This window comes from Myxococcus sp. CA039A, assembly GCF_013336645.1.
In the GTDB taxonomy this organism is placed as follows: Bacteria; Myxococcota; Myxococcia; order Myxococcales; family Myxococcaceae; genus Myxococcus; species Myxococcus llanfairpwllgwyngyllgogerychwyrndrobwllllantysiliogogogochensis.
On the sequence record NZ_JABUMQ010000113.1, the window covers coordinates 12,498 to 29,985 of the forward strand.

Sequence of the window (17,488 nt, forward strand, 5' to 3'; positions counted from 1 at the left end):
CGTGCCTTGGTTGGCCTGGGGGGCGTCATGGCCAGCGATGTGGTGAGTTCGACGAGGGGTATCGGGAGCGAACCCGGAGCGACGCGGTGCTTGAGGAATCGGCGCGGCGCGGTGGAACTCGAGCTGCGCAATCACCTGACGGACCTGCGGCTCATCGGGCTCGGCGTGGTTCGGGTGGATGGGAAGGAAGTTCCGCTCGAGCAGGTCGTGTTGATGTCGGACGAGGGCCCCGTGTGGCGTGGCGAGCGGCTGTCGCGGGAATGCCCGGTTGCCTTCGAGCAGCGCAGGACGCTGTGCCTGCGCGCCGAGATTCCGCCGCTCGGGGAGGGGGAGCACCGGGTGGAGGTGGAGCTGGAGTGTGGACTTCACGGCCCCGTGAGTCTGCATGTGACGGAGGCCATCGAGGAGGGACACCCGGAGCCCGACAGTCGCATCCCGCGCCGTCCGGAGGATGACTACACGGAGGACATCGTCCGCTCCCGGCGGGACTACGCGGAGGCGTGGACGGGGGCTCGGCTGGAGCATGTGGCGAGCCACTCGTTCGACGCCGGCCATGCGAGGAACTCGTGCGAGCACTTCACGGGTGTGGCCCAGGTTCCGCTGGGCATCGCCGGGCCCCTCACCATCCTGGGGGAGAATGCGCATGGCGCGTACCTCATCCCCCTGGCCACGACAGAGGGGGCGATGGTGGCGAGCTACAACCGCGGCATCAAGGTCCTCAACGAGGCCGGAGGGGCTGTCTGCACGGTGCTGGACGACGCCATGCAACGCTCGCCGGTCTTCGTCTTCGAGAGCGCGAAGGCCGGGCGAGAATTCACGACATGGGTGAGGACGAATCAGGCGGCCATCGCCGAGCAGGCGGAGTCGACGAGCCGTGTGGCGACGCTCCAGGACATCGAGGCCTATCAGGTGAGCCGGATGGTCTTCCTGCGCTTCAACTTCACGACGGGAGATGCGGCGGGACAGAACATGGTGGGCAAGGCCGTGTTCGCCGCGCTCCTGTGGATTCGGGAGCAGTATCCGGCCATCCGCGCCAGCTTCCTGGATGGCAACATCTCCACGGACAAGAAGTCGTCCCAGCTCAACATCCTGCGGACCCGAGGCAAGCGCGTGGTGGCGGAGGTGGTCATCGGCAAGGAGTTGCTCCTGTCACGGATGCGCACACACGTGCGCCAGTTGGTGCAGGTGCAGCGCATCACCACGGAAGGGTCGAATCTGGCGGGCTCACACAACAACGGCTCTCAGTCCGCCAATGCACTCGCGGCGCTGTTCATCGCGACGGGCCAGGACGTGGGGGCCCTGGCGGAGTCCGCCGCCGGACGCCTGTACATGGAGGAGACTTCGGACGGGGACCTCTATGCGTCCATCACCCTGCCCGCGCTCGTACTGGCCACGCACGGTGGAGGCACGGGCCTGCCAACGCAGCGGGAGTGCCTGGAGATGATGGACTGCTACGGACGCGGCAAGGTGCGCCGGCTGGCGGAGATTGTCGCGGGAGTCGTCCTCGCGGGAGAGCTGTCGCTCGCGTGTGCCCTGTCGTCCACGCTGGGCTCGGAGGAGTGGGTTGCCAGCCACGAGCACCTGGGACGCAATCGCTAGCGAGCCAGGGCCGGGCGCCTGGCTCGCGAGCCAATGTGGCCGCGAGCCAGGTCAGAAGCTCATCGCTTCGAGTGCTGCCACCATCTTCCCGACGTCGTACCCGTAGAAGCCCGCCGAGTTGAGGGTGTTGATCTCCCCGACGTAGGGCTTCTGCTCGTGGACGAAGACGTCCAGCGCATAGGCCCGGTCCGGTCCCCAACGGTCCGCCATGCGCTGAGCGAAGGTCCATACGTCCGGCTCGACTTCCGGCGAGGAGAAGACCCGGTCCCCCAGCTTGTAGCGCGTGCCCGTGACGACGCGGCCGTCCACGACGACCATGCGGTACTCGCTCTGGATGTGCCGGAGCGCGCTGACGACCACCCACGTGTCCGAGGTGACCTGGGTGTTCTCGGGCTCCGCCAGGGCGCTCTCGCGCCAGTGCTCGAAGTCCTCCCATGAGGTCACCATGCCGGAGAACGACTTGTCGTCCAGGCACGGTCGGATGAAGAACGGCTTCGCCCGCACGGGCACCTCGCCGAATCGGCACACGTGCGCGTCGGCATTCAACAGGTGCTCGCCCAGGTGCTCGCGCCACACGCGAAAGTCGAACCGCTCGTTGAGGAACGCGCCCGGCGACCATCCCCGGGCCTTCGCGTAGCGCGCCAGGCTGAGCGAGCCCATGACGACGACGGGCCCCGTCACGTCAACGGTGGGCTCCACGCCCCCATCGAAGGGAATCACCTTCACCAGGGTGTGGGGAATGCCTCCGCGCTCCAGAGCCTGCACCAGGTCGTGGAAGCCGCGCTCGTTGAACAGGTTGCTCTGGACGACCCAGTGCATGTGGCTCCCTCCGTGCGAAGCAGTGGGCCGGGGACGCTCGGCCCGGGGTGGGGCTGACGACCTGTGCCTTGGTGGAAAAGGGAAGGGCCCGGAGCGCCTGGGTCTCCCCAGTCCGTCCGGGCCCTCCGGGTGACCTGCATCCTTCGCTCAGGCCCGCAGGGCCACCACGGTGACGCCGTCACCACCCTCGTGGGCCTCGCCTGGCCGGTACATCCGGATGTAGGGCGAGTTCGACAGGTAGTCGCGCAGCGCCTGCTTCAGCGCCCCCGTGCCGTGGCCGTGGACGATGAGCGCGGCTTCCTCTCCGCTGCGCATGCCCCGGTCCAGGAAGGACTCCACCTCCGCGAGCGCGTCGTCCGCGCGCATTCCGCGCACGTCGCACCGGAAGTTCGTCGCCTCCACCTGCGCCGGCGCCGCCGAGGCCGCACGCTTGAGCGACGCCTCCTGCTTCTGCCGCTCCGGGAACTTCGCCTGCTGCGGCTTTCGCGTGCGAGAGCCCGACAGCTCCGACGTGGGGACTCGCATCTTCATCGCCCCACCGGCGGACACCACCGCGTGGCCCTCCGCCAACTCCAGGATCTCCACATCCCGGCTCAACCCCGAGTGGTGCACCCAGGCGCCCACCTTGAGGTTCACCGGCCCCGGAGCCTCCACCTGGAACAGCTCCGCCTTCGCCGCCAGGGCGCGTTTCTGGGCATCCTCCGCCCGCTGCTGGAGCTGCATCCTCGCTTCCGACAGCGCCTTCTCGTTCTGCTCGGAGCGCAGCTTCGCCAGCAGCTCTCGCACTTCCGAGGCCGCGTGCTCGCTGGCCGCGTGCACGTCCTCGTTGAACTGCATCATCTTCGCGCGGCGCTCCCGCTCGAAGGTCTGCTTCTGCTTCTCCAGCTCGGTGCGCAGCGCCTCGGCTTCCTTCGCCGCGACGCGTGCCCGCTCCAGTTCCTCGGACAGCTTGCGCCGCTCGTCCTCGGCCGCCGCCAGGGCCTGGGAGAGGGGACCGCCCGCGTTCAGCGTCAGAGAACGCGCGCGCTCGCATACCCGCTGGGGCAGGCCCACCCGGACCGCCATGTCGATGGCGGAGGACTGACCCGCCGCGCCCATCTGGAGCCGATACGTTGGCGCCATCCGCTTCGAGTCGAAGCCCACCCGTGCATTCAAGAAGCGCGGGTCCATGTGCGCCAGCGCCTTGAGCTCCTCCAGGTGCGTGGTGACGAGCGCCACTGCGCCCTTGGCCAGCATCTCCTCGAGCACCGCGATGGCGATGGCCGCGCCTTCGCGCGGGTCCGTATCCGCGGCGATTTCGTCGATCATCACCAGCGAGCCCTCGCCCGCCTCCGCGATGATGTCGCGCAGCATCACCACGTGCGCGCTGAACGTGGACAGGCCCTGCGTCAGGTCCTGTGAGTCGCCCACCGTGGAGTGCACGGAGCGATACAGGGGCATCCGCGAGCCTTCCGCCACCGGAATGGGCAGGCCCGCGCGCAGCATCAGCGCGCACAGCCCCACGCCGGTCAGCGTCACCGTCTTGCCGCCCGCGTTGGGGCCGGACACGACGAGCGCCTTCGCGCCACCATTGAGCGTCACGTCGTTGGCGATGACCTCCGTGCCCTTGAGCACCAGGCGCGGGTGGCGCAGCAACTGCAACTGGAGGTCCGATACGCCGACGAACTCCGGCGTGCTCGCGTCCAGGTCCGCGGAGAGGATGGCCACCGCCTCCGCCTCGTCCAGCTCCGCGACCGCGTCCAGTCCTTCCAGGATGCGGTCCGACTCCCGGCCGAGCTGCTGGCTCAGCTCCTGGAGCACCCGCCGCTCCTCTTCCAGCACCACCGACTGGGCAATGGCCAGGTCGTTGCCCAGGCCCACCATCGCCTGCGGCTCCATGAAGAGCGTCTGGCCCGTCTGGCTCGCGTTGTGGACGATACCGTCCACTTCCGAGCGGTAGTTCGACACCACCGGCACCACGTACCGGCCGTTGCGCAGGGTGTAGTAGTTCTCGCGCAGCTTGGAGAGGAAGCCCTCGTCGTGGAGCATCTCGTCCAGCCGAGTCTTGATGCGCCGGTGGAGGCCCCGGGCCCTGTCCCTGGCCTCGCGCAGCTCCGGGCTGGCGCGGTCGGAAATCTCACCGTCCGGCTCGAAGCACTGGTCGATGCGCCGGGCCAGTGACTCCAGCATGGGCAGCCGTCGCGCCAGCTCCATCAGCCGGGGCACCCGCTCCTTGCGTTCTTCCACTGCCTCACGGGTGCGGACGAAGGCGAACAGGAGCTGCGCCGAGTCGATGAGCTGACGGGGCTCCAGGATGCCGCCCTTGGCCGCATGGCCCACGGGGATTCGCAGGTCCACCACGCCGCCAAGCGGCAGGGAGAACTGTTCCCGGGACAGGGCGCGCGCCTCGTCCACCAGGGCCAGCGCCTCCGAGACCTGCTCGGCCGAGTCGAGGAACGGCCGGGCGAGCACTCGCTCCCTGCCTGGCTCCGTCCGACACCGCTGCGTCAGCGCGCGAAGTACTTCCGCGAATCCGAGGTCTTCCAGCGTCTTTTGGGATATCTGCACGGTCATGGGTTTCATGCGCAGCCGTCCGGCCGTCAAGAGGATCTATTGAGGAGCCCCGCTCGGCTCTGCTATCTGCCGCGCATGCACTGGGTCTTCCTGGTGGCTTGCCTGGCGGGCGCCTCTGACGCCGCGGAGCCATCCACCCTGACGGTGGCGCAGTCCCGACCCGTGGCCCCGGCTTCCCCACCCATGTCCTTGACGGACGCGCTCGCGCTGGAGTCGGGCGGGGATGACACCGGCGCACTCCAGGCCGTGGAGGCCCTGGTCCTCTCCAAACCCCAGTGGGAGCTGCCCCGCCTGGAGGCCGCGCGCCTCTTGCTGAAGGTGGGCGGCTCGCTGGAGCAGGCCGAGGCCCACCTGGAAGTCGCCACGCGCATCGCTCCCACCAACCCCCGGGGTTGGTACCTGCGGGGGCTGCTCTGGGAGGAGCGGGGCAACTCCCTCCAGGCCACCCGGGCCTATGAGACGGCCGTGCAGCACCGGGCGTCGTACGAGGAGGCTCGCTTCCGGCTCGGGGGCCTGTGGGTCTCCCTGGGGGACCTGCTCAAGGCGGAGCTCCACTACCGCTACCTGGCCCGTTCGAAGCCGGAGTGGGTGCAGGTGCGCCTCCAGCTGGCGGACGTGCTGGAGAAGCAGGAGCGGCTGCTGGATGCCGAGACGGAGCTGCTGGCGGCGCGGAGCGTCCAGCCGGACAGCCCGCTGGTGCTCCGCAAGCTGGCCGACTTCTACGAGCGGACGGAGCGGCCCCAGCTCGCGGCGAAGGTGCGCAAGTCCATGGAGCCGCAAGAGAAGAAGCGCATGCGAGCGCTCAAGCCGTCGCGTCGCTGACGAATGACGTCGCGGTGCGTCGCGGCGATTGCGCCCCGGATCGTGGCGCATAGACTGCGCGCGCTTTGAAGACCGCCAACCTCGCCATTGTCTTCACCGACATCAAGGGCTTCACCGAGCGGACCAGTCGGCAGTCGCTGGAGCAGAACCAGCGCCTGCTGCGGGTCCACGGTGCCCTGCTGTCGCCGCTCATCAAGGCGTTTGACGGCCGCATCATCAAGTCCATCGGTGATGCGCTCCTGCTGACGTTCGAGTCACCCACCCAGGCGGTGCTCAGTGGCGTCGCCATCCAGGACCGGCTGTGGCACCACAACCGGGGGGTGCCGGAGTCGGAGCAGCTCCATGTCCGCTTCGCCATCAACGTGGGCGAGGTGCGGCTGGACGGCAACGATGTCTTCGGGGAGCCGGTGAACATCGCCGCGCGCGTGGAGGGGCTGGCCGAGGCGGGTGAGGTGTACTTCACCGAGGCCGTCTACCTGGCGATGAACAAGGCGGAGATTCCCTCGCGGGAGGTGGGCGCCTTCGAGCTCAAGGGCATCCCTGGGAAGATTCGAGTCTTCCAGGTGCCGCGCGCGCCGTACCGCGTGGAGGCGCCCTCCGCGGGCGCCATCGCCGAGGCGCCGGGCACGGAGTCGATGCCGCCCTACGGAAACCTGGGCCTGTCGCGTGTGCCGGAGTCGTCGCTGGAGGGCGGCGCGGTGGATGTGGCGCTGCTGGGGCAGCGGGCGGCGGAGCTGGGACAGCGGGCCGCGGCGGGCGCGGTGGTGCTGGGGCGTCAGGCGTCACATGCCGGCAGGTCGCTCTTCGCGCGGATGCGGGACGGGATGCCTCCGGGCGGAGCGGGAGCGGTGCTGCGGGTGCTGGGCGCGCACCGTCGCACGCTGCTGATCGCCGGAGCGCTGGCGGTGGTGTTGGGGGTGGGCGTGGTGGCCTTCAGCGGCAGCCCGGCGACGCGGGCCATCTCCGAGGTGGAGCGCGCGCCCAAGAGCGAGCGTGAGGCGTTGGCGAAGGAAGCGCGGAAGATCATCGGCGAGGAGAAGGACCAGGGCCGTCGCCTCTACCTCCAGGGCCAACTGGACGAGGCGATGGAGAACCCCCGACGCTCGCTGGACGACTACGCGCGCGCGGTGAGGGTTGGCAATGGCGACGCCGAGAAACGCGTCATCCAGATGCTGTCGCATCCCATGTGCAGCGTTCGCGCGGCGGCGGCGGACGCGGTGCGCTCCCTCAAGCTGCAGAGCGCGCTGGGCGAGCTGGAGGACCTGGCGGAGGATGGGGGTCCGGACGACGGCTCGGGCGGCTTCCTCGGCGTGGGGAAGTGCGACTCGAAGGTGGCCGCGCAGAACGCGCTCAAGAGCTTCAAGGACTGAGGACCGGCCCGCGAGGCCCGTTGCGAGGAAGGAAGCGCCGTGACGAAGGTGAAGACGGGACTGGACGTGTGGGTCGAGCAGGGCTTCTCCGCGCTGAAGGGCAAGCGCGTGGGGGCCATCGTCAACCCCACCAGTGTGGACTCGCGCTTCCGCCACCTGGCGGACCTGCTGGCCCAGGCGCCGGGCGTGACGCTGGGCGCGCTGTTCGGCCCGGAGCACGGCGTGCGCGGCGAGGCGCAGTACATGGTGGCCGTGGGCGAGGAGAAGGACCGCCGTACCGGCGTGCCCGTCCACAGCCTCTATGGCTCCACGTTCGAGTCGCTGTCCCCGCGCGTCGAGTGGCTCAAGGGCCTGGACGCGCTCGTCTTCGACATCCAGGACGTGGGCAGCCGCTACTACACCTACGTCTACACCATGGCGCTGGCCATGAAGGTGGCCGCGAAGGCGGGCGTGCCCTTCTATGTGCTGGACCGGCCCAATCCCCTCAATGGACAGGCGATGGAAGGCAACCTGGTGGGGGAGGGGTTTCGTTCCTTCGTGGGCCTGTACGCGCTGCCCAACCGCCATGGGATGACGGCGGGGGAGCTGGCCCGGCTGTTCAACGCGCAGGAGGGCTTCGGTTGCGCGCTGACGGTGGTGCCCTGCGAGGGCTGGCGCCGCGAGCACTTCTGGTCAGACACGAACCTGCCGTTCATCTCCCCGTCGCCCAACATGCCCACGCCGGACACGGCGCTGGTGTATCCGGGCATGTGCCTGGGGGAGGGGACCAACGTGTCCGAGGGGCGCGGGACGTGCCGCCCCTTCGAGCAGTTCGGCGCGCCCTGGGTGGACACGGACGCGCTGCTGGCGCGGCTGGCGAAGGAGGACCTTCCGGGCGTGTCCTTCCGCGCCGTGGGCTTCACCCCGACGTTCGACAAGTACCGGGGTGAGTCCTGCAACGGGGCCTTCATCCATGTCACGGACCGGCGGACCTTCCAGTCACTGCGCACCGGGGTCGCCATCTTCCAGGCCCTGCACGACATTGGCCCGGGGAAGTTCGACTGGCGGGCGGACGCGTACGAGTTCGTCGAGGACGTGCCGGCGTTCGACCTGCTGTGCGGGACGGACCAGGTGCGCCGGGGAATCGAGGCCGGGTGGAGCCTGGAGCGGCTGATGGAGGGATTCTCCACCCAGACGGAGCGCTTCGCCGGACAAAGGGAGCCCTACCTGCTGTACGCTTGAGCGTGGGACTTTCCACGTGATTGGTGTCTTCTCCGACAGCCACGGCGACCTGCAAGCCTTCGACGCGGCCTATGAGCTGCTGCGCTCCCTGGGCGCGCGCCGCTTCCTCTTCACGGGCGCGCGCTACACGGACCTGGACGAGTGGCTGCTCTGGCGGCGGCAGAAGAGCCGGGGCGGCCGGGAGTACTCGGACTCGGACTTCCTGGCGGACGTGAGCCAGTGGCTCGGCAGCCAGGACTCGTTGCCTCGGACGCCCGCGCGCGGTGCGGCGCCCGCGGATGTGGCCTCCGAGGAGAACCGGCGACTGGTCATGGAGCGCTTCGTGCGCGTTCCGGAGCGCGAATCGCTCCAGTATCGAGACCCCACCATCAACAACAAGGCGATGGACCTGCTGGGCGATACGCTGTGCTGCGTGGTGCACGACAAGAACGACCTGACGCGCGAGGACCTGCTGAACGCGATGGTCTTCATCCACGGCAAGGACCCGGAGCCGAAAGTTGTTCAGATTGGCCCGCGCTACTTCCTGACGCCGGGACGACTGGTGGGCGCCGCGGAGCAGACGTGCGCGCTGCTGGAGAAGGCGGACCGCGACTTGCGCTTCTCCGCGTACCGGCTGGACGGGCACGTGGTGTTGGAGCCTCGAGTGCTGGCCCTGGACAAGAAGTCCCCGAAGCTGACCTTGAAGTGACGTGAGGCCCTGACGTGCAGGTCGCGCTCCTTGGAGGCTCGTTCAACCCGCCGCACGTGGGGCATCTGATGGCGGCCTCGTACGTGCACGCGACGCAGGGCGTGGACGAGGTGTGGTTGATGCCGTCCGCGCAACACCCGTTCGGCAAGCAGATGGAAGCGTTCGAGCACCGCGTCGCCATGTGTGACGCCATGTGCCGCGAGACGTCGGGCTGGCTGAAGACGACGCGCATCGAGAGCGAGCCTGGGTTGACGGGCCGCACGGTGGACACGCTCGCGTTGCTGGTGGAGCGCCACCCGAGCGTGCGCTGGTCCCTCATCATCGGCAGCGACATCCTGCGGGATTTGCCTCACTGGAAGGACTTCCACCGCATCCAGGAGATGTCGCGTGTCCTCGTGCTGTACCGCGCGGGCTACCCGGCGCCGGACACGGTGGGACCGCCCCTGGCCGAGGTGTCCTCCACCGTGATTCGCGAGCTGCTGGCGCGGGGCACGGAGCCCTCGGACCTGGTGCCGTCCGGGGTGCTGGCGCATGCCCGCGCCGCCGGGCTGTATGGCCTGAGGCGCGGGAAGTAGCAGGGCCTAGAGGCCGATTCCCACCAGGTGCAGGTCTCCCAGCCCATCGTCGTAGCGACGGGCGAACTGGTAGAAGAGGGAGAAGGGCACGGCCTGCCCCATGGTGAACTGGATGGACATGGCCGCGCCAAACGCGCCGTGGTTGTCCCGGTTGTCCGTCCGCGCCAGCGTCGCGAAGACGTCCATCTCGAAGTTGCGCACGAAGAGCGACGGCAGCAGCCACAGCGTGGACGCCCAACCGTGGTCGACGATGATGCGATACCGGTACGTCGCGCCGCCAATCAGCGCGTTCCTGGCGCGAATCGTGATGTCCTCGTAGCCGCGCACGTACTCGCTGAACGCGATGCCCGGCTGGAGCTGGAGGGGGAGGCGACTCGTCTCCGTCGAGCGCCGGCTGCTGTACCAGGTCTGGCCGGCGCTGAAGCCACCGACTTCGAGCAGCCCTTCGGGTGCACCCGGCAGGTAGCGCCCCACGGCGCTGAGCTGGAGGTTGTCCTTCCCGCCGAAGAATCCGCCGAAGAAGCCGTCCAGGCCCAGGCGGACGTCGCCCACCGTCGAGTCCAGCGCGAACGCTCCGGGATAGACGGCGCCGCTCACGGAGATTCCCAGTCCACGCTGGAGGCCACCGTAGGACGTGGCGTCACCCGCGAAGTACGACATGGAGACCTCGGGTCCAATCAGCCGCGTGACGAGCCGAGGGAACTGGCCGACGGCGTCGTACTCACGATGCAGCGCCAGCACGCCAATCGTCACCGGTGTCGTCCAGAACGTGCGGGACGCGTACGCCAGGGCCTGGAGGTCGGTGCGCTCGTTCTCGCGCACGCGCGCGACGGAGGCCTGCAAGTACCAGGGGGCGAGCTGCGCGTTGCCGTATGCGAGCGACACGTTGGGCTCTTGGTCCTGCGTGCTGTACGAGAAGTTCAGCGCGTACGCGTGGAAGCCGAGCCGGTCCTGGCCCGCGAGCGACAACCCACCGCTGAACAACAAGTCGTCCGAGTCGTCGCTCTCCCTCGCGACCCACAGGTAGGGGAGGCGGAACTCGGGGATGAGGAAGCCCTCCAGCGTCGAGTAGGGCTCATCGGTGAGGACCGTCACGGGCTTGCCTGGGTCGGGTGGCGGCGCGCCGACAGGCGCTTCGAGATTGCCCGTGGTGGATGCGATGGGCTCCACCGGAAGGGCTCCCGCGAGCGGCGGAGCCACTGGAGCGGGTTCCACTGGCGTGTCCGTGGAACCTGGAGGGAAGGGCGTGAAACCTCCGGGGGGCGGCTCGGACGTCGCGGGTCCCTGCGCCTGGGCGGGTGAAGAGGTCCCCGCGTCCCGGGTGCTTGTGAGCGTGTCGGGCGATGTTCCCGCATCCGGCTCACCCAAGGCACTGGTGCCAGGGCGAGCCGCGAGCGTTCCTGCATCTGGCGCGCTGGAGGGGGTCGTGCTGGGAATGGCCGTGAGCGTGTCGCGCGATGCTCCCGCATCGGGGCTCTCGGAAGAGGTCGCTCCAGGAAAGGCCGCGAGTGCTTCGGGCGACATCCCCGCGTTCTGTCCACCGGGAGGCGCCGTGCTGGGGAAGGTCGAAAGCTCCTCGGGCGCGGGCGGCGGAGGCGTCTGCTCCGCGGGAGTCGTGACGGCGGGCGCCGCGGTGAGAGGCGGCGGGCTCATCGGCGACGTGTCCGCCAGGGATGGCGGAGGTGTCCCGGTGCCGGAGCCAGCGGGCGCGTTCGCGGGAGGCACTCCCGGCTCGGCGCGAAGCGAAGGCGCTTCATCGGGAGACGACGTGGGCGACTGCATGCCGGACGGCAACACCGCCGCGTTCACCCGCTCCGCCATCGCGGACACGGCGGCACGGTCGATGGTGAACGAGGCCCCATCCCGGTTCAGGAAGGCCACTTCACCGGTGCCCATGGGACTCACGTCCATCACCAGGAACGGTGCATCGGTGATTCGCGCCAGCTCCCGCGTGGAGACCGTCATCACATGCGCCTGGAGTCGTCCGGTGTCCTCGCGCAGGAACACGATGCGGTCCGCGTCCAGCCAGCGCGGCGAGTAGTTGAACAGGCCATCCCGCGTCAGCCAACGCAGGCTTCCATCCGCCTCGCGCACGACCAGATCCCACCCCTGGTTCCCTTTCAGTGGGAACACCATCCGCGTCCCATCCGGGGACACAGCGGGCGGGCCCAGCGGAGCGCTCGCGTCGAAGTGGGTGAGCTGTTCTTGCTTGCCCGACTCCAGCTCCAACCGCCTCAGGTTCGCCGTGTCTCCCTCGACGCGGACATAGACATACGCCGCGCCATCTGGCGTGACGCTCCCGCCCATTCCCTTCACGTCATCCCAGACGCGCACCACCTCGCCCGTGTGCGCATCCACGCGCCACAGCTTCGCGTCGTATGCGCCCACCGCGTTCAGGTCCGCCATCACCAGGTAGAGCCACTCCCCGTCCGCGCTGAAGGACATGCCGCTGACCAGCGTCGACGACCCCAGCACCCAGCGGCGGAAGGGCAGCAACTCCACCAACGGCCGCTCGAACCGCACATGTCCATCCGGCTCACGCACCGTCAATCGCGAGTACTGTTCCCGCCCCACGCTCACCAGGGCCGTCACGCCGGTAGACGGATGCGAGGCGAGGCGCGAGAAGTACCCCGCTTCGGGAATCCAGACGCGCTGCGACTGCGGCCGCTCCCGCACGATGAGCTGCTCACGCAGGTCCTTGGTGTACTCAGCGAACAGCGAGCCGATGTCCTTGCCATAGACACCCTTGAATCGCAGCGTCACGGCGATGGGTGGAATGACGGTGGTGCCCTGGTTGTCCACCAGCTTCCACAGCTTCGCCTCGCCGTACTTCGTGGCCAGGTACTCCACGAAGTGCATGCCCGTGAGGTAGTTGCCGCCGAACGGGTCCAACGCCCGGTTCTCGGGTGACAGGAACCCCGGGTCCATCCGCCCATCCCGGGCCTGCACCACCGAGTCGAACCAGCCCCGCCACACCGGACTGTGCGGACGCCCCGTGTCCTTGCCGAAGCGGCCTTCGTAATACGTGGCCAGGCCTTCCAGGAACCACGACTCGGTGAAGGTGTTGGGTTGGAACAGGCCGCCAGTGAAGTCATTGAGGAAGCCCCAGAGCCCGTTCGTCTGCTGGAGCTGCACGTAGTGCACGGCCTCGTGGCAGGCCACGTCGCCGATATCCACCTCGCCCAACCCGAAGAGGTGGAACAGCTCCAGCGTCACGTTCGCGGGCACCACCATCTGCTGCGGGATGCTCGCGTAGTCCGGCACCACGTACGCGTTGTTGAAGTCCGCGCTCGTCATGTAGACGAGGACTCGCGCTCGCGGCTCCTTGCGCCAGGTCTGCGCGCGCAACTGCTCCACGCAGCCCTCCAGCCGCGCCGCCATCCGCAGCGCGGGGCCTCGCAACTGCTCCGGGTAGTAGAGCTCCAGTGACGCGGTCGTCAGCTTGCGTATCGGGTCGCGCGCGAACGACGTCTGGATGTCTTGGGGAAAACGAGGTGTGACGAAAGCACACCCCCAGGATGTCAGCAGGAGACAGACGGCTACGGCATGCCAGCGCAGGCGCCAGCGGGAAGCAGGCATGCGGGCCATCCTACTGGCCACAAATCGTAGCCACGAACGCGTTTTTCACGGTAAGGGGAGGCCCACCGCTTCCCTTTCGATTTCGGATTCCTTCATGTCCCAACCGGAACCCCAGGCGCATCCTGTCCCCCAGCATGTCCACCAGGCGCAGCTCCAGGTCGCCGCGGCCCTCGAACAGGCCGAGGGCAAGCCGATCGACCTGGTCAAGGCGCCCTGGGCGGACGTGGAGAAGGCCGTCGCGAAGGTGCTGGGTGGCGCCTTCCAGGTGAACAAGCCCGAGCACCAGACGGTGGCCCTGGGTCTGGCCGGCGCGTTCGCCATGCGCCTCATCGTGGAGCACAACGCGTTCTGGTTCCCCAACCGCGACTCTCCGGAAGGCGCCACGCTGGGCTTTCCCGAGGCCATCATCATGCTGTCGCCCTTTGGCGCGGCGATGGACGCACTGGGTCAAAGCAAGCTGAGCCGGCTGGATGACCTGGCGGCGGACATCCGCCGCTCGCTGGGGCAGGCCCGCTTCGGCACCAACCCGGCCCAGGCCCTGGGCGGTCAGGCGCCGAAGCTGACGCCGGTGGACTACCAGCGCCTGTTCGATCCGGGCTTCCTCCAGTTCGTCGTCGTGGACCCGAAGAAGGCGACGACGACGCTGGAGACCAAGCCGGACGTGCTCGCCCGCGATGTGCGCAACGCGCTGGGTCGTGCGCAGGACCTTCCGGCGGAGGCTCGCCAGCAGTTCGAGGGGCAGATCGTCCAGTCCCTCCAGCGGTTGGATCCGACGAAGACGCTCATCGAGCAGGCCGAGCGCGCCCCGCGTCTGGCCGAGCTGATGGTCCACCTGTTCGCCACGGTGAATGGCACGGGCTCCGCGCCCGAGGACTTCTGGCACGACATCGTCCTGCCGCTGCTCTTCATCGGCGCGCCGACCTCCTTCCCGCCGCTGGATGACGAGGAAGTGGAGCTGTACCGCCAGGGCGCGGATGCGCTGCCCCTGTTCGTGGACGTGGTGCCGCACGCGCACCCCGCTCCGGACGAGGGTCTGCTGGGCGCGTTCGAGATGAGCGACATCGGTCTGCTGCACCCGGGCTTCGCTCGGGTGGGCGCGCTGCGACTCATCCGCATCGACCCCGCGCGCATCAAGCCGCTGCTGGCCAGCTTCGACGCGGCCAAGCTCGGTGGCACCATCAAGGCGTTCGGCGAGGCCGTGGCGAAGGCCGCTGGCAAGCCGGTCAACGACACGCCGCAGGGCAAGGAGATGCTCCAGGCCTCGCTCACGCTGCTGTCGGACCTGCAGCGCGGTGTGGCGTCGGGTCAGGGCGAGCTGTGCCTGCGCCGGCTCACCGAGGCGGAGGCCGCTTCCGAGCGGGCGCTCGGCTCCGTGCGCAAGGGCCTTCAGGGCTCGTTGATCATCACCTGAGCCGCTTCTCCAGCGCGGCGCGCGACTCGGGGCGAAGACGCTCCGAGGCCAGCTTCAAGGCGCGCCGCGACAGCAGTCGGTAGATGGGGGTGACGTCGTCGGGGAGCGCCGCGAGATGCGCGGCCACCACGCCCGCGTCACCCCGGACGATGGGTCCGGTGAGGCCTCCCGCGAGGCCCCGGGCTTCCACGCCGCGCAGGGCGGAGCGCATCAGGGGCAGCAGCGCCGGCAGGGCGTCCTTCGGTGGAATGCCCGCGGCACCGAGCGCCGCGACCGCCGCGTCCGCCAGGGCCACCATGAGTCCCGCGCTCATCACCGCACCCGCGTGGTAGGCGGCCCGGTGTCCCTCTGGCACTTCCATGGCGTTCAGACCCACGTCGACGGTCATGCGACGGAGCACGTCTCTCAGCGCGCGTGAGCGGGTGCTGATGGAGGCGGTATGTCCCGCGAGGGAGTCGCGCGCGGAGGACACCGCGCAGAGTGGGTGGAACGAGCCCAGCGCGCGACCTCGTGGTGGGCCCAGCGCGTCCAGGGAGAGCGCGCCCGCGGTGTGCACGAGGGCGACGGAGCGGGGCAGGGTGGTGGCGAGTGTCTCCGCGACGTGGGGAACCTCCGCGTCCGGGACGCAGAGCAGGACGAGTCGCGCGCGCCTCAAGTCCTCGGGAGTCGCGGGCTTCAGGCCGAGGGCTTCGGCGCGAAGGCGTCCCTCATCGCTCCGCGAGTGCATTCGCACGGGCCATCCCGAGGCGCTCAGCGCGAGGCCCAGCGCACCGCCCAGCCTCCCCGTGCCGACGATGACGAGGGGCGGGCGCGTTTCGCGAGGTGATGCGCGGACGGCACGTTTCCGAGCGGAGCCCGTGCCTGTCCCGGGAGCGGGTTTCCCCGTCCCCTTGCCGCCGCGCGTCCGTGAGACGCGGGGGCTCATCGCACCCGCTGGAACGCGAGCTGACCGGCGAGCAGCGCGACGCGCACCTTGTCGCCCGCGCCGAATTCACCCGAGAGGATGCGCTCGGCGAGCGGTCCTTCCACGAGCCGCTGCACCATCTGTCGCATGGGTCGCGCCCCGAGCTGCGGGTCGAAGCCGCCCGACTTCAACAGGTGGCCCACCACGTCCTGGCCCGCGACGTATTCGATGCCGCGCTCGGTGGACAGCCGCTTGCTGCTCTCCTCCAGCAACAGCGTGGCGATTCGCGCGACCTCTTCCTCCTCCAGCGGACGGAAGGGAAGTCGCTCGTCGATGCGATTCCACAGCTCCGGGGGCAGCGCCTTGCGCGCCGCGGACGCCGCCAGCTCCAGCGCGTTCGTCGTCGCCGAGCCCTCGGAGCCAAAGCCCAGCGGACGACCCGTGCGAGAGAAGGCCTCCGCGCCCAGGTTGGTCGTCATCACGATGACGGTGTTGGAGAAGTCGATGTGCCGACCCTTGCCGTCCGTCAGCCGTCCCTCTTCCAGCACCTGGAGCAACAGCATCTGCACTTCGCGGTGCGCCTTCTCGATTTCGTCCAGCACCACGATGGACGAAGGGCGCCGACGCACCGGCTCGGTGAGCTGGCCACCTTCGCCGAAGCCCACGTAGCCCGCGGGAGAGCCGATGAGGCGCGAAACCCCATGCGCCTCCGACATCTCGCTCATGTCCAGCCGCACCAGCGCGTCGCGATTGCCGAACAGCACCTCCGCCAGCCCGCGCGCCATCTCCGTCTTGCCCACGCCCGTGGGGCCCAGGAAGAGGAAGCTGCCCATGGGCCGCCGCGAAGCGAAGCCCGCGTAGTTGCGGCGGATGACCCGCGCGATGCGCGCAATCGCCTCTTCATGCCCGATGACCCGCTCGCTCAGGTCCTGCTCCAGCCGCAGCAGGCGCGACGAGTCGTTCATCAACAGCCGCTCCTCCGGCACGCCCGCGAGCTTCGCCACCACCCGCGCCACGTCCGAGACCTCCACCACGTCCCGCCCCTCGCGGTGGCACCGGCTGCCCGCCAGGTCCACCACGGAGATGGCCTTGTCCGGCATGAACCGGTCCGTCACGTACCGACTGGCCAGCGACGCGGCGGCCTCCAGGGCCTCCGGCCGGTAGCGCAGCGCGTGGTGCTCCTCGTAGCGACCGATGATGCCGCGCAGGATCTCCACCGTGTCCGGCACCGACGGCTCGTGCACCACGACGGGCGTGAAGCGCCGCTCCAGCGCCGGGTCCGCGCTGATGAACTTGCGGTACTCGTCGTGCGTCGTGGCGCCGATGCAGGGGAACTCGCCCCGCGCCATGGCCGTCTTCAGCTCGTTGGCCGCGTCCTGCGGGCCGTCGCCCGTGGAGCCCGCGCCCACCAGCGTGTGAATCTCGTCGATGAAGACCATCACGCGGCCTTCCGCGCGGCGGACCTCTTCCTTCAGCGTGTTGAGCTTCTCGGAGAAGGAGCCCCGCAGCTGCGTGCCCGCGACCAGCGAGGCCATGTCCAGTTCAACGACCACCTTCTCCGCCAGGCTCCCGCGCAAGCTCAACAGCCGCTGCGCCACGCCCTCCACCACCGCCGTCTTCCCCACGCCGGCTTCACCCAGCAAGCACGGGTTGTTGGTGCGGCGCTTGCCCAGGACGTCGATGACCTCTTCGATTTCCCGCGCGCGGCCCACCACTGGATCCAACCGACCCTCGCGGGCCAGTTGGCTCAGGTTGCGGCCCAGCGACGTCAACATCGGAAACGCCTTGGGGTCCAACGCCAGCGAGGTGCCTCGGGCCGCCGGAGCAGCGGGCGCGGGCGTCGGCGCGGGGCGCGACACTGGCGCGGCGGCGAGGGGCGTCGAAGCCGGCGGCGGCACCGCGCGGGCCACCGCGGCGGGCGCGGCGGGGGGAGGAGCGGCCTTGGGC

General features: G+C 69.3%; 12 protein-coding genes. 7 read left to right on the forward strand and 5 right to left on the reverse strand.

The features are described from left to right. Positions 1–90 precede the first annotated feature (90 nt). Positions 91–1,599 carry a hydroxymethylglutaryl-CoA reductase gene (locus tag HR086_RS20045; RefSeq protein ID WP_254626395.1) on the forward strand — a complete coding sequence of 503 codons (1,509 nt, stop codon included), beginning with the start codon at positions 91–93 and terminating at the stop codon, positions 1,597–1,599. Positions 1,600–1,650: 51 nt separating this feature from the next. On the opposite strand, the gene HR086_RS20050 is transcribed toward HR086_RS20045, so the two are convergent. Together HR086_RS20050 and HR086_RS20055 are read right to left on the reverse strand one after the other, a co-directional pair. Beyond that, entirely contained in the window at positions 1,651–2,418 is a 768-nt protein-coding gene (locus HR086_RS20050; protein ID WP_174466409.1) for an ATP-grasp domain-containing protein, read from the reverse strand. A gap of 147 nt (positions 2,419–2,565) precedes the next feature. Beyond that, positions 2,566–4,971 carry an endonuclease MutS2 gene (locus tag HR086_RS20055; RefSeq protein WP_174466415.1) on the reverse strand — a complete coding sequence of 802 codons (2,406 nt, stop codon included), beginning with the start codon at positions 4,969–4,971 and terminating at the stop codon, positions 2,566–2,568. 75 nt (positions 4,972–5,046) lie between these two features. On the opposite strand from HR086_RS20055, the gene HR086_RS20060 reads away from it, so the two are divergent. The 5 genes from HR086_RS20060 to nadD all read left to right on the forward strand — a co-directional run bounded on the left by HR086_RS20060 (position 5,047) and on the right by nadD (position 9,647). After that, positions 5,047–5,793, forward strand: coding sequence for a lipopolysaccharide assembly protein LapB (locus HR086_RS20060; protein WP_141645665.1), 747 nt, complete (start codon positions 5,047–5,049; stop codon positions 5,791–5,793). 65 nt (positions 5,794–5,858) lie between these two features. After that, positions 5,859–7,163 (forward strand): adenylate/guanylate cyclase domain-containing protein, encoded by a 1,305-nt coding sequence (locus tag HR086_RS20065; protein ID WP_174456696.1) that lies wholly within the window; start codon positions 5,859–5,861, stop codon positions 7,161–7,163. 39 nt (positions 7,164–7,202) lie between these two features. Next, on the forward strand, positions 7,203–8,384 hold the full coding sequence (locus HR086_RS20070) for a DUF1343 domain-containing protein (protein ID WP_174462424.1): 1,182 nt from the start codon (positions 7,203–7,205) through the stop codon (positions 8,382–8,384). A gap of 16 nt (positions 8,385–8,400) precedes the next feature. Next, positions 8,401–9,072, forward strand: a complete 672-nt coding sequence (locus HR086_RS20075) for a hypothetical protein (protein ID WP_174456694.1) — start codon at positions 8,401–8,403, stop codon at positions 9,070–9,072. Between the two features lie 14 nt (positions 9,073–9,086). Beyond that, positions 9,087–9,647 (forward strand): nicotinate (nicotinamide) nucleotide adenylyltransferase, encoded by a 561-nt coding sequence (gene nadD, locus HR086_RS20080; protein ID WP_141645669.1) that lies wholly within the window; start codon positions 9,087–9,089, stop codon positions 9,645–9,647. A 6-nt stretch (positions 9,648–9,653) separates the two neighbouring features. Here nadD and HR086_RS20085 read toward each other — a convergent pair whose 3' ends face one another. Further along, positions 9,654–13,235, reverse strand: a complete 3,582-nt coding sequence (locus tag HR086_RS20085; protein WP_174466410.1) for a hypothetical protein — start codon at positions 13,233–13,235, stop codon at positions 9,654–9,656. Positions 13,236–13,320: 85 nt separating this feature from the next. Here HR086_RS20085 and HR086_RS20090 point away from each other — a divergent pair, with 85 nt between their 5' ends. Next, entirely contained in the window at positions 13,321–14,637 is a 1,317-nt protein-coding gene (locus HR086_RS20090) for a hypothetical protein (protein ID WP_174466411.1), read from the forward strand. Here HR086_RS20090 and HR086_RS20095 read toward each other — a convergent pair. Further along, on the reverse strand, positions 14,630–15,562 hold the full coding sequence (locus tag HR086_RS20095) for a Rossmann-like and DUF2520 domain-containing protein (protein WP_174466412.1): 933 nt from the start codon (positions 15,560–15,562) through the stop codon (positions 14,630–14,632). The two genes, HR086_RS20090 and HR086_RS20095, sit on opposite strands and share 8 nt — an antisense overlap. Further along, on the reverse strand, positions 15,559–17,488 hold a 1,930-nt coding region (locus HR086_RS20100; protein ID WP_174466413.1), incomplete at its 5' end, for an AAA family ATPase. The genes HR086_RS20100 and HR086_RS20095, both read right to left, overlap by 4 nt.

Coding starts and splice junctions, on each gene's coding strand:
- HR086_RS20055 (WP_174466415.1), bottom strand. CDS start 4,971: ATGACCGTGCAGATATCCCAAAAGACGCTGGAAGACCTCGGATTCGCG.
- HR086_RS20050 (WP_174466409.1), bottom strand. CDS start 2,418: ATGCACTGGGTCGTCCAGAGCAACCTGTTCAACGAGCGCGGCTTCCAC.
- HR086_RS20090 (WP_174466411.1), top strand. CDS start 13,321: ATGTCCCAACCGGAACCCCAGGCGCATCCTGTCCCCCAGCATGTCCAC.
- HR086_RS20060 (WP_141645665.1), top strand. CDS start 5,047: ATGCACTGGGTCTTCCTGGTGGCTTGCCTGGCGGGCGCCTCTGACGCC.
- HR086_RS20085 (WP_174466410.1), bottom strand. CDS start 13,235: ATGGCCCGCATGCCTGCTTCCCGCTGGCGCCTGCGCTGGCATGCCGTA.
- HR086_RS20095 (WP_174466412.1), bottom strand. CDS start 15,562: ATGAGCCCCCGCGTCTCACGGACGCGCGGCGGCAAGGGGACGGGGAAA.